Source organism: Microbacterium panaciterrae, from assembly GCF_039541635.1.
Classification (GTDB): domain Bacteria; phylum Actinomycetota; class Actinomycetes; order Actinomycetales; family Microbacteriaceae; genus Microbacterium; species Microbacterium panaciterrae.
Genome location: NZ_BAABGP010000018.1, coordinates 262,405 through 274,090, shown reverse-complemented (window position 1 = coordinate 274,090; position 11,686 = coordinate 262,405). Strand labels below are relative to the sequence as shown.

General features: G+C 71.3%; 12 protein-coding genes. 5 read left to right on the top strand and 7 right to left on the bottom strand.

What is annotated here, in order from left to right:
- The first annotated feature begins 66 nt into the window (after window positions 1–66).
- Complete coding sequence (locus ABD882_RS13915) at window positions 67–744, top strand: FadR/GntR family transcriptional regulator (RefSeq protein ID WP_345187906.1); 678 nt, start codon at window positions 67–69, stop codon at window positions 742–744.
- A gap of 61 nt (window positions 745–805) precedes the next feature.
- Here the strand turns inward: ABD882_RS13915 and ABD882_RS13910 are convergent, their stop codons facing one another.
- Both ABD882_RS13910 and ABD882_RS13905 read right to left on the bottom strand, forming a co-directional pair.
- A complete protein-coding gene (locus ABD882_RS13910; RefSeq protein WP_345187905.1) occupies window positions 806–1,573 on the bottom strand; it encodes an SDR family NAD(P)-dependent oxidoreductase in 768 nt (255 codons plus the stop codon).
- Window positions 1,555–2,415 carry a fumarylacetoacetate hydrolase family protein gene (locus ABD882_RS13905; RefSeq protein WP_345187903.1) on the bottom strand — a complete coding sequence of 287 codons (861 nt, stop codon included), beginning with the start codon at window positions 2,413–2,415 and terminating at the stop codon, window positions 1,555–1,557. Before ABD882_RS13905 ends, ABD882_RS13910 begins: the two co-directional genes overlap by 19 nt.
- Window positions 2,416–2,572: 157 nt before the next feature.
- Between ABD882_RS13905 and ABD882_RS13900 the strand changes: the two genes are divergently transcribed.
- Both ABD882_RS13900 and ABD882_RS13895 read left to right on the top strand, forming a co-directional pair.
- Window positions 2,573–3,880, top strand: a complete 1,308-nt coding sequence (locus ABD882_RS13900) for an L-fuconate dehydratase (protein ID WP_345187901.1) — start codon at window positions 2,573–2,575, stop codon at window positions 3,878–3,880.
- A complete protein-coding gene (locus ABD882_RS13895; protein WP_345187900.1) occupies window positions 3,873–4,853 on the top strand; it encodes an aldo/keto reductase in 981 nt (326 codons plus the stop codon). Before ABD882_RS13900 ends, ABD882_RS13895 begins: the two co-directional genes overlap by 8 nt.
- A 50-nt stretch (window positions 4,854–4,903) precedes the next feature.
- On the opposite strand, the gene ABD882_RS13890 is transcribed toward ABD882_RS13895, so the two are convergent.
- A complete protein-coding gene (locus ABD882_RS13890; RefSeq protein WP_345187898.1) occupies window positions 4,904–5,440 on the bottom strand; it encodes a CGNR zinc finger domain-containing protein in 537 nt (178 codons plus the stop codon).
- Between the two features lie 39 nt (window positions 5,441–5,479).
- Between ABD882_RS13890 and ABD882_RS13885 the strand changes: the two genes are divergently transcribed.
- Entirely contained in the window at window positions 5,480–6,454 is a 975-nt protein-coding gene (locus tag ABD882_RS13885; RefSeq protein ID WP_345187897.1) for an EamA family transporter, read from the top strand.
- 59 nt (window positions 6,455–6,513) lie between these two features.
- Here ABD882_RS13885 and ABD882_RS13880 read toward each other — a convergent pair whose 3' ends face one another.
- Complete coding sequence (locus ABD882_RS13880) at window positions 6,514–7,353, bottom strand: SDR family NAD(P)-dependent oxidoreductase (protein WP_345187896.1); 840 nt, start codon at window positions 7,351–7,353, stop codon at window positions 6,514–6,516.
- Between the two features lie 87 nt (window positions 7,354–7,440).
- On the opposite strand from ABD882_RS13880, the gene ABD882_RS13875 reads away from it, so the two are divergent.
- Entirely contained in the window at window positions 7,441–8,040 is a 600-nt protein-coding gene (locus tag ABD882_RS13875) for a TetR/AcrR family transcriptional regulator (RefSeq protein WP_345187894.1), read from the top strand.
- 40 nt (window positions 8,041–8,080) lie between these two features.
- Here the strand turns inward: ABD882_RS13875 and ABD882_RS13870 are convergent, their stop codons facing one another.
- The 3 genes from ABD882_RS13870 to ABD882_RS13860 are packed head-to-tail and all read right to left on the bottom strand — an operon-like array spanning window position 8,081 to window position 11,651.
- Window positions 8,081–9,496, bottom strand: a complete 1,416-nt coding sequence (locus ABD882_RS13870; protein ID WP_345187893.1) for a sulfatase-like hydrolase/transferase — start codon at window positions 9,494–9,496, stop codon at window positions 8,081–8,083.
- Window positions 9,493–10,482 carry a Gfo/Idh/MocA family protein gene (locus ABD882_RS13865; RefSeq protein ID WP_345187891.1) on the bottom strand — a complete coding sequence of 330 codons (990 nt, stop codon included), beginning with the start codon at window positions 10,480–10,482 and terminating at the stop codon, window positions 9,493–9,495. Before ABD882_RS13865 ends, ABD882_RS13870 begins: the two co-directional genes overlap by 4 nt.
- A 47-nt stretch (window positions 10,483–10,529) precedes the next feature.
- Window positions 10,530–11,651, bottom strand: coding sequence for a LacI family DNA-binding transcriptional regulator (locus ABD882_RS13860; RefSeq protein ID WP_345187890.1), 1,122 nt, complete (start codon window positions 11,649–11,651; stop codon window positions 10,530–10,532).
- Between the last annotated feature and the right edge of the window lie 35 nt (window positions 11,652–11,686).

Below are 11,686 nucleotides of genomic sequence, written 5' to 3'. Positions count from 1 at the left end.
GACATCCTCCCGCACTCCGCGGCCCGTCGCGAGCAGACATCCGATGAATCTGCGAGGATGTGCGCTATGGCAGTCACCGACGAGGCGATCGAGAAGATCAAGACGATGATCGTGTCGGGTGAGCTGGGGCCGGGGGATCGGCTGCCGCCCGAGAAGGAGCTCGCCGAACGGCTGGGGCTCAGCCGCAACTCCATGCGCGAGGCGGTCAAGGCGCTCGAGGTGATCCGGGTGCTCGACGTGCGCCGGGGCGACGGCACCTACGTGACGAGCCTCGAGCCGCACCTGCTGCTGGAGGCGATCAGCTTCGTGATCGACCTGCACGACGACGACTCGCTGCTCGAGCTGTTCGCGGTGCGTCGCATGCTGGAGTCGCAGGCGACGGGGCTCGCGGCGACGCACGGCGACGTCGAGGCGATCGCTGCACTGCAGGAGGAGATCGAGGGGGTGGATGCCGGCGTCTCGATCGACGACCTCGTCGCGCACGACATCCGTTTCCACCAGGACATCGTGCGAATGACCGGCAACGGCTACCTGGCCAGCCTCATCGAGAGCCTGTCGAGCCAGACCATCCGGGCCAGAGTATGGCGCGGCCTCACCGAGCAGGGTGCCGTGGAGCGCACGCTCTCGGAGCACCGCGCCATCGCCGATGCGATCGCGCAGCGCGATCCGGTCCTGGCGACCTCGCTCGCAACCGCGCACATCGCCGGCATCGAGCGCTGGCTGCGCCAGGCCGCCCAGGCCTGAGACGGGCCTGTCCTTCTCAGCCTTGACCCGAACGGCAGGCCGTGACCCACCCCGCCCGCGGCTACTCCGCGCGCAGCCGCAGCCGCGCCATGCCGCCGTCGACCTCGATGAAGGTGCCGGTGGTGGATCCCGATGCCGGGCTCACGAGGTACAGCACGGCGCCGGCGACCTCGTCCGGCGAGACCAGGCGGCCGTGCGGCTGGCGGGCCTGCAGCGCGGCGCGCTCGGCCTCGGGGTCGGCGGCCGAGCCGAGCAGCCGGCCCACCCACGGGGTGTCGGCGGTGCCGGGGTTGACCGCGTTCACGCGGATCCCCTCACGCAGGTGATCCGCGGCCATCGCACGGGTGAGCGCGGAGACCGCGCCCTTCGAGGCCGTGTACAGCGCCCGCTGCGGCAGCCCGGTGGTCGACGCGATCGACGCGGTGTTGCAGATCGCCGCAGCGGGGGAGCGTCGCAGCCAGGGCAGAGCCGCGCTCGTCACGCGGGCGATCCCGGTGACGTTGACCGAGAGGACGCGAGCCCACTCGTCGTCGTCGTTCGCGGTGATGTCACCCTGGGCGCCGATCCCGGCGTTGTTCACCACGATGTCGATCCGGCCGAAGCGCTCGCCGATCGCGGCGACGGCGGCATCGACGCTCGCCCGATCCGACACATCCGCGGTGAAGGCGGCGAAGCGCGGATCCGCGGTCGTCACGTCGCGGTCGAGCACGGCGACCTGTGCGCCCTGCGCGTGCAGCTGCGCAGCGATCGCGGCGCCGATCCCGGCAGCGCCTCCGGTGACGATCGCGACGAGTCCTTCTACCTGTCCGCTCACTGCTGTGCCTTCCATGCGATGAATTCCTGGCGCTGGGATCCCAGGCCCTCGATGTCGATCTCGACCACGTCGCCGGCGCGCAGATACGGGAACTTCCCGCCGAACGCGACGCCCTGCGGGGTGCCGGTGAGGATCAGATCCCCCGGCTCCAGGGTCAGGTACTGCGAGATGTGGTGCACGATCTCCGCGACGGAGAAGATCATGTCGCCGGTGTTCGAATCCTGCCGCGGCTCACCGTTCACGAAGCTGCGCAGCCGCAGGTTCTGCACGTCGACCTCGTCGGGCGTGACCAACCACGGACCTGTCGGGTTGAAGCCGAACGCGGCCTTGCCCTTCGACCACTGCCCGCCGGACACTTCCATCTGGAACGTGCGCTCCGAGACGTCGTTGCAGACGACGAAACCCGCGATGTGCGCGGCCGATTCGGCGGGGGAGTCGAGGTAGGCGGTGCGGGCGCCGATCACGACGCCGAGCTCGACCTCCCAGTCGGTCTTCTCGCTCCCGCGCGGGATGGTCACCGCGTCGTCGGGACCCACCACCGTGTTCGGGGTCTTCAGGAACAGGATCGGCACCGCGGGCGGCTCCGCCCCGGACTCGCGGGCGTGCGCGGCGTAGTTCTGCCCGACGCAGATCACCGCGCTGGGGCGGGCGATCGGGGATCCGATCCGCAGCGCGTCCGCCCCCGTCAGCTCCGGCAGGGTGCCGGCGTCGAGCGCCGCACGGGTGCGACCGACGGGGTCCGCGGCGAGAAACTCGCCGTTCACATCGGAGGTCACGGACCTCAGGTCGTAGTGGCGGCCCTCGTCGATGATGACCGGGATCTCGGATCCGGGCTCTCCCAGACGCGCGAACTTCATGGCTCTCCTGCCTTCTCACGGGTGCGGGACGGATCCGCCGTCGCAGCGATGACGGCGATGGGTCCCTGCGTTGACAGTATAGACATCCGATGTTTACACTCCAAGTGTCGCCCGGTTCTTTCTGAGCCGTGCGGCATCGGCCCAGAACAGGAGACCCGTGAGCCGCATCGTCGCGCTGGAGACCAGCGACATCCGCTTCCCCACCTCGCTCAGCCTCGACGGCTCTGACGCGATGAACCCCGACCCCGACTACTCCGCCGCGTACGTGATCGTGCGCACCGATGCGGAGGACGGGATCGCCGGGCACGCGTTCGTGTTCACGATCGGCCGCGGCAACGACGTGCAGGTGGCCGGCATCGACGCGCTCGCCGGGCATCTCGTCGGCCGCGAGCTGGAGCCGCTGCTCGACGACATGGGCGGCACATTCCGCGAGATCATCGGCGACTCGCAGCTGCGCTGGCTCGGCCCGGAGAAGGGCGTCATGCACATGGCGATCGGCGCGGTGATCAACGCGCTGTGGGACATCAAGGCCAAGCGCGCCGGGCTCCCGCTCTGGCAGCTCCTCGCCCGGATGACGCCCGAGGAGATCGTCGATCTCGTCGACTTCCGCTACCTGACCAACGCCCTCACCCGCGAGGACGCGCGGGAGATCCTGCAGGCCGGCGTCGCCGGGCGCTCCGAGCGCGAAGCCGAGCTGCTCGCCACCGGCTACCCCGGCTACACCACCAGCCCCGGCTGGCTCGGCTACTCGGACGAGAAGCTCGAGCGCCTGGCCCGCGAGGCCATGGCCAACGGCTTCACCCAGATCAAGCTCAAGGTCGGCGCCGACCTCGACGACGACATCCGCCGGTTCCGCAAGGCCCGCGAGGTGTGCGGACCGGACTTCCCGATCGCGATCGACGCGAACCAGCGCTGGGAGGTCTCCGAGGCCATCGCCTGGGTGAACGCGCTCGCCGAGTTCAGTCCGGCCTGGATCGAGGAGCCGACCAGTCCCGACGACGTGCTCGGCCACGCCGAGATCGCCCGCGGGGTCGCCCCGATCCGGGTGGCGACCGGCGAGCACGCCCAGAACCGGGTGATCTTCAAGCAGCTGCTGCAGGCCGAGGCGATCCAGGTCATGCAGATCGACGCCGTGCGCGTCGCCGGCGTGAACGAGAACATCGCGAACCTGCTGCTGGCCGCGAAGTTCGGCGTTCCGGTCTGCCCGCACGCGGGAGGCGTGGGGCTCTGCGAGGCCGTGCAGCACCTGTCCATGTTCGACTTCGTGGCCGTCTCAGGCAGCCGCGAGGGGCGCATGATCGAGTACGTCGACCACCTGCATGAGCACTTCGTGGTGCCCACGGAGATCCGCGGCGGCTCGTACCTGGCCCCCACCGCTCCCGGCAACGGCATGGAGATGAAGGCCGCGAGCCGCGACGACTACGCGTGGTCGGCCGAGCGGAAGGGCGCGGACGCGCATGTCTGAGCAGGGCGTGACGGAGCAGAAGCCGGCGATCCCGTCCCTCGGGTACGGCGCCGCCAACGTCGGCAACCTGTTCCGCGCCCTCGATGACGAGCAGGCCTGGGCAGTGCTCGACGCCGCATGGGAGAGCGGGATCCGCTTCTACGACACCGCGCCGCACTACGGCGTCGGACTCTCCGAGCGCCGCCTCGGCGCGTTCCTGCAGACGAAGCCGCGCGACGAATACGTGCTCTCCACCAAGGTCGGGCGGCTGCTGCGCCCGAACCCGGACCACATCGCGGGCGGGCTCGACACCGACAACGACTTCTACGCCCCGGACGACCTGCGCCGGGTGTGGGACTTCTCGGCCGACGGGATCCGCGCCAGCCTCGACGAATCGCGCGAGCGCCTCGGCATCGAGCGCATCGACATCCTCTACCTGCACGACCCGGAGCGGCACGATCTCGACCTCGCGCTCGCGGAGGCGTTCCCGGCGCTCGAGGCGCTGCGTGCCGAGGGACAGGTCGGACGGATCGGGATCGGATCCATGACGTCCGACGCCCTCGCCGTGGCCGTCCGCGGCGCCGCGCTCGACACGATCATGGTCGCCGGCCGCTACACGCTGCTCGAGCAGTCGGCGTCCGTCGAGGTCATCCCGGCGTGCGCCGAGCGCGGCACGGGCATCGTCGCCGCGTCGGTCTTCAACTCCGGTCTGCTGGCGCAGAGCGAACCGCGCCGCGACGGGCGGTACGAGTACGGCGCCCTGCCCGACGCGCTGTGGGATCGCCTGGCGCGGATCGCCGACGTCTGCCGCGCGCACGATGTGCCGCTGCCGGCCGCCGCGATCCAGTTCCCGCTGCAGTCTCCGGTCGTCGAATCGGTCGTCCTGGGCGGCAGCCGCCCGGAGCAGGTGCGGCAGAACGCCGAGCTGGCCGCGGTGGAGATCCCCGCCGAGCTGTGGCAGGAGCTCGCCGCAGAGGGGCTGATTCCGGGCTGAGGGCACCGGCGGCCGGTGTGCGGCTGGCCGGTCGGGCCTCGATCCGTCGGTCAGCCTCCCGCGCGGCGGGCGCGATACGCCGCCACCGCGTTGCGGTTCGCGCACACGGTCGAGCAGTAGCGCTTGGAGCGGTTGCGGGACAGGTCCAGCGCGACGGACTGACAGGTCTCGTCGGCGCAGACGGAGATGCGGGATCCCTCGTCGGCGCGCACCACGTCGATGAGCGCCATCGCCGTCTCGACGAGCACGCGTTCGGCGAGCGGGCGGTCATCCGCGACCGCGTGCAGGTGCCAGTCCGCTCCGTCATGGCGGACGAGGTGCGGCGTGAGCCGGATCTCGGAGAGGGCGTCGGTGACGGCGGCGGCCATGTCGTCGCGCGGGGCGAGGAGCATCGCGCGCAGCCGGGGTCGGAGGGCACGCAGAGCCGTGCGCTCGGCCTCGTCGCGATCGATGCGGCCGGTGTAGTGGAAAGCGGTGAGGAACCCGGCCTCGTCGTCGATCGTGCGCAGGGCATCCGGATCCTCGGCGGAGTTCGCGAGCCAGACCGCGGCGCGCAGAGCCTCCTCGGTGTCATCGGCAAAGATCATGTTGACAGCTTACATCCGCCCGGGGTAGCGTCACTTGTCATGGGTGGTGTTGCCGATGACGTTCGCACGCGGGGCATGCGGCTGGGCCTTCCCCTGGCGATCGGCGCCGCCTTCTCGTTCGGGATGTCGGGCGGCTGGGCGCGCGGGCTGATGGACGCCGGCTGGAGCCCCGGCGCCGCGGTGACGGCGCGGGTCTGGGTCGCCGCCCTGGTGCTGCTCGTGCCGACGATCCTCGCGCTCCGCGGCCGCTGGCATCTCGTCTGGAAGAACGCCGGGATGATCGCCGTCTACGGGCTGCTCGCGGTCGCCGCGACGCAGTTCTGCTACTTCCAGGCCGTCGCCGTGATGGACGTCGGGATGGCGCTGCTGATCGAGTACACCGCACCCATCGCCGTGGTGCTGTGGCTGTGGCTGCGCCGGGGTGAGCGTCCGAGTCGGCGCAGCGTGCTCGGCGCCGCGGTGGCGTTCGCCGGGCTCGTGCTCATGCTCGACGTGCTCGGCGGCACCCGGGTGAGCCTCGCCGGCATCGGCTGGGCGCTCGCGGCCATGATCGGCGCGGCGACGTACTTCGTGCTCTCCGCGCGGGCGGACACGGGGCTCCCGCCGATCGCCCTCGCGGGCGGAGGGCTGCTCGTCGGCGCGCTCGGCCTCACCGTCGCGGGCCTGGCCGGCGTGCTGCCGATCACGTGGAACACGCACGACGTTGCTTACCGGTTCGGCAGCGTGCCGTGGTTCGTCCCGGTGCTCGCGATCGGCGTGCTGGCCACTGCGCTCGCGTACGTGCTCGGCATCACGTCCACCCGCATGCTGGGATCGCGGCTCGCCTCGTTCGTCGCGCTCGCCGAGGTGGTGGCTGCGCTGCTGTTCGGCTGGATCCTGCTCGGCCAGCTGCCGGATCTGATGCAGGCGTTCGGCGGCGTGCTGGTGCTCGGCGGCGTCGTGCTGGTCAAGCTCGGCGAGCCGGCGGCCGACTCGTCGCCAGAGAGCGTCCCGGATCCGGTCGCCTCGGTCTGACGAGGTTTCCCCGGGGAGGTGGCCGCCCGGGCATGGCCGCCGAACCCGAGCGCGCGGCGTTACGCCGCGGATCCTGCCGGGTGCGAGGCCGCCTGCCCTGCGCGCACACGCGCCCGGCCCATGACCCGATCCGAGACGGCGATCGCCGTGCGCCGCGGAACCAGACGCACCAGGCGTGCGAGCACCCGGTTGCGGCGGCCGGCGACCATGCTGGGCGCCGTGGTCCGCTCGAGCGAGCGCATGGCTTCGGCGACCATCTCGGCGGACGTCTGCCGCGCGCCGAATTCGGCGGAGCTCGCGGTCGTGCCGGAGACGGCGCCGAACTCGCTGGCGGTGCTGCCGGGGCAGACGGCGAGCACGCGCATGCCCGTTCCCTCGACCTCCTGCCAGAGCGCCTCGGTGAAGCTCAGCACGAAGGCCTTGGTCGCGCCGTAGACGGCCATCCCCGGCGTGGGCTGGAAGGCGGCGGTCGAGCCGAGGTTCACGACGATCCCGCGCGCCTCGATCAGCTGCGGCATGAGGGCCGAGGTGAGCTCGACAAGTGTGCCGACGTTGAGCTGGATCTCCTGCGCGGTGCGCGCCAGCGGGATCGTCCCGAACGGGCCGTAGGTGCCGAAGCCGGCGTTGTTGACGAGGGTGTGGATCCGCAGGCCGCGCGTGGCGAGTTCTTCCACCAGCCGCGCTCCGGCGCCCGGCTCGCCGAGATCGGCGGCGATCACGGTCGCGCTGACGCCGTGGGCGGCGGAGAGCTCGTCGGCCACGGCCTCGAGCCGGTCCTCGCGGCGGGCGACGAGGACGAGGTCGGATCCCCGGGCCGCGAGGGCGCGGGCGAACTCGACGCCGATGCCGGAGCTGGCGCCGGTGACGAGTGCGGTGGTGCCGTGGAGTTCGAGGGTCATGAGGATTCCGTTCTGGAGGAGGGGCATGACCAATGTAGACACTGACACCATATGTTGTCAACGTCTACTTCACGATAGGGTCGAGAGGTGACCACCACCGCGCCCTATCACCACGGAAACCTCCGTGCCGAACTGCTCGCCGCCGCCGAGCGCGCGCTCCGGGATCGGGGCGCAGATGCGCTCTCGCTCCGCGCCCTCGCCCGTGAGCTGGCCGTGAGCCACGCGGCTCCGGCCAAGCACTTCGCGGACCGCCAGGCGCTGCTGGATGCGCTCGCGATCGAGGGTTTCGCCCGCCTGACCCACGCGTTCCAAGTGATCGTCGAGCGCGCGGACGAGCCGGTGCGCGAGCGGATCCGTGCCCTCGTCGCCGGATATCTCGCCTTCGCGCAGGAGAACCCCGCGCTGCTCGCGCTGATGTTCGCGCACAAGGGGGAGCCGGACGCCTCGGTCGAGGTCATCGCGGCCGGGCGGCAGGCGATGGCGATGACCGTCGGCCTTGTGGCGGAGGGCCAGGCCGCGGGCGAGATCGCGGCGGGCGATCCGCATCGCATCGCCACGGTGGCGTTCGCGACGGTGCACGGGATCGCTACCCTCGGCGCGGGCGGACTCCTCGAAGGCGAGCCGACCGCGGTGATCGCTGAGCATGCGCTCGTGCTGCTCTGGGACGGGATCGCGGTCGGGCGCTGACCGACCGGAGGTGGTTTGTATACGGGTCCGCGCCCGCCGCTCAGGCGCCGTCCCAGTTCGGCGCGTCGAAGGCGCCCAGCGGGTCGCGGTCGAGTGGGCGGAGCTGTCCGGAGCCCATCACCGGGAGCGCAGCGCCGTCGGCCTCGCGGCTGCTGTGCACGGCGAACCACTCCCACAGCAGGCGGCGCAGCTCGGCCACCTCGTCGGCGTGCGCCGGATCCTCGGCCAGGTTCACGCGCTCCTGCGGATCCCGCACGAGGTCGTAGAGCTCGTGCGGGCCATGCGGGACCCGGTGCACGTACTTGCGCTCGCGGGTGCGGATCATCCGCGCCGGACCGTATTCGCTGTGCACGACCACCGGACGCTCTGGCTCGGTCGCCGCGCCCTCGCGCAGCAGGCCCGCGAAGCTGCGCCCCGGACCGGTCTCGAACACGGCCGGATCCTCGCCGACCAGATCGAGCAGGGTCGCAGGCAGGTCATAGGCGCTGAGCAGCTGATCGTGCACGACCCCGGCCGGCAGCCGTCCGGGTGCCGAGAGGATGAACGGCACCATGACCGACTCGTCGTACATGTTCATCGGGAAGGTGCCGTTCCCCTTGCCCCAGAAGCCGTGCTGGCCGCAGCTGAACCCGTTGTCGCTGAGGAACACCACGATGGTGTCGTCCTCGATGCCGTGGATGCGCAGCCGCTCGAGGACGCGCCCGATGGCGGCGTCCATCGCGGTGACCGAGGCGAAGTAGCCGATCAGCGCCTCGCGGGTGTCGGCCTCGCCTCCGACCGGGGCGCCGTCCTTCGTCTGCAGCCAGGCGTGCGGCTCCTCCTGCGGGCAGGTGTCGAAGGCGCAGTCGAGATACAGCGCGGTGAACTCCTCCGGATGCTGGCCGGCGAAGGGGCGGTGGGGGGCGGTGAAGTTGATCGCGAGGAAGAACGGCGCGTCCTGATCCTGTTCGGCGTCGATGAACGCGGCCGCGTCGTCGGCGATGACGTCGGTGAGGTAGTCGGTGACGTGCTCGGCCACGCCGTCTCGGTACATCACGGCATCGTGATACGGGCTGCCGCCGCCCTCCAGCGCGTACCAGTGCACGAAGCCGCGACGCGGCACGTCGTTCGCCCCGAGGTGCCACTTGCCGGAGAGGCCGAGACGGTACCCGGCATCGGCGAGGGCGTCGGTCAGCGTCGGCAGATCCCGCAGGTAGTCGCGGCTGTCCGGCCCGACCGGGGGTCCGCTGAGGTAGTCGTGCACACCGTGCGTGGAAGGGACATGCCCGGTGAGCAGACTCGCACGCGCAGGGGAGCACACCGGCGATGCGCAGAAGAAGCGGTCCAGGCGCACGCCCCGGAGCGCGAGGTCGTCGAGCACGGGCGTGCGGATCTCGTGATTCCCCGCCGCTCCGAGCGCCCAGGGACCCTGGTCGTCGCTGACGATCACGATGACGTTGGGGCGGGATCCGGTCATGCGAGGGCCTCCGTGGCGAACGAGACCGCGGCGCCGGTCGCGGCGGAGCGGTAGGCGGCGAGCACCAGCTCGACGACGTGACGGGCGTGAGCGAGCGGGACGGCGGGGGTGGCGCCGCCGACGACCGCGGCGAAGTCGGCCAGCTGCGCTGTGAAGGCGTGCTGGATGTCGTCGTCGCCGCTCTCGTACACCGTGCGGGAGCGCCCGTCGACGTGCACGATCGTGCCGCGGCGCGGATCGACCTCGATCACGCCGCGCTCGCAGACAAGGGTCATGGCGTCCGCGAGCGTCGCCGGGTCGCTGACCACCGAGATCGTGACGCCGACGCCGTTGTCGAGGCGCAGCTGCATCCCGCCGTCGGTCTCCACGGCGGATCCGAAGCGGTTCGCCGTGTTCGCGAGCAGGGTGGCGGCTCGGCCGCCGCCGAGCCAGAGCGAGCGGTCCAGGCAGTGCCCGCCGATGTTCATGAGCGCGCCTCCGCCCGCGATGCCGGGGGAGAAGAACCACGGGGAGCGCGAGCCGGGCCGGTAATCGGTGCTGCGGTTGTCGCGGATCAGCAGCACTCGGCCGAGTTCGCCCGATTCGACGATGCGCTGCGCGGCGACCTTCTCCGGCAGGAAGTGCTGGATGTGCCCGATCGTGAGGGCCACGCCCGCCCGATCGGCGGCCGCGATCAGGCGGTCGCAATCGGCGACGGTGGTGGCCATCGGCTTCTCCACGAGCATGTGCGCGCCGGCCGCCGCCGCGTCGTCGGCGATCGGCAGGTGCAGCGCATGCGGTGTGTTCACGATGACCGCGTCGACGACGCCGGCCTCCAGCATCCGGCGATGATCGGTGAACGGGGCGGCTCCCGTGCCGGCGACCGCACGCCGGGCCGCCTGCTCGTCGATGTCGCAGACCGCGGTCAGCTCGATCCCGTCCAGGACGGATGCGGCCGCGACGTGGAACGGGGCGACCGCTCCCGCTCCGATCAATCCGATGCGCATGCTTCTCCCAGCTCCTCGGTCGGTGATGTCAGGTGGCGGGGCGCTCGTCATCGGACCGCGCGGGCGCCGCACGAGTGACGCACGACGATCCGCGGACGCAGGCGGATCTGATGCAGAGGGCAGTCGTCGCCTTCCACGAGGCGGCGAAGCAGAACGTCAGCGGCCATGCGGCCCATGCGGTATTTCGGTGGGGCGACGGCGGTGAGCGGAACGGGAGCGAGGTCGGCGACCTCATCGTCGTAGGAGACCAGGGCGATATCGCGCGGCACATCCCGCCCGTCGCGCTGGATGGCCCCTTCCAGCAGGGTCGCCTCGCGGTCGCCGAACACCAGCGCGGCCGTCGCCTCGAACTCCAGCAAGCGCCGGAAGGCCGAATCCGCGGTATCGGGATCCCACGCCGCGGCGGGGGGCGCGAACTGCAGGGACTCGGCCAGGCCGAGGTCGGCCACCGCCTGCCGGTAGCCGGTCTCCACGCTCGACTCGGCCGGGTGCTGACGCCGAGTGACGAGTGCGATGCGCCGGTGCCCGAGGTCGGCGAGATGGCGCACCGCATCGTAGGCGCCGCCGCGGTGGTCCGAGCAGACATGCTCTGTCGTGTCCGCGGAGCCGAGGTCGAGAGGGCTGCGCTCGAGGAGCACGACAGGGACCGGCAGCGCCGCGAGCTCCTGAACACGTGCGGTCGAGTCTGCGATCCATGCGGGCGTCGGTGCGATCAGGAGCCCATCGACGCCGGCGTCGAGAAGCGATGCCAGGGATTCGTCTCCGCGCTCGGGCTGGGTGCGATAGGTCGCCAGTTGCAGGGTGGCGCCGTCCGCCGCCAGAGACTCGTCGATGCCCTGCAGCACTCGCGGGTAGTACAGCTGGGTGTCCGGCAGCAGGACGCCGATGCGTCGACGCGCGCGCCCTTCGCGCGGCCGGGCGGAGGCGACGAAGCTGCCGGCGCCCTGACGTCGCACCACGATGCGCTCGGCGACGAGTTCGTCGAATGCCCTTCGCACCGTCGTCAGCGACAGGCCGGTCTCCTTGGCGAGTTCGTGTTCGGTCGGGAGCTTCTGGCCCGTGATCCAGGTGCCGGCCAGGATCCCGCGGCGCAGCTGATCGGCGAGGATCTCGAACTTCAACCCTCGCGATTCCGCGTCGCGCACCGTTGCCGCCTGCTTTCCCGCCATCACGATCCCTCCACCATGCTTTCTCTGATTCTCTG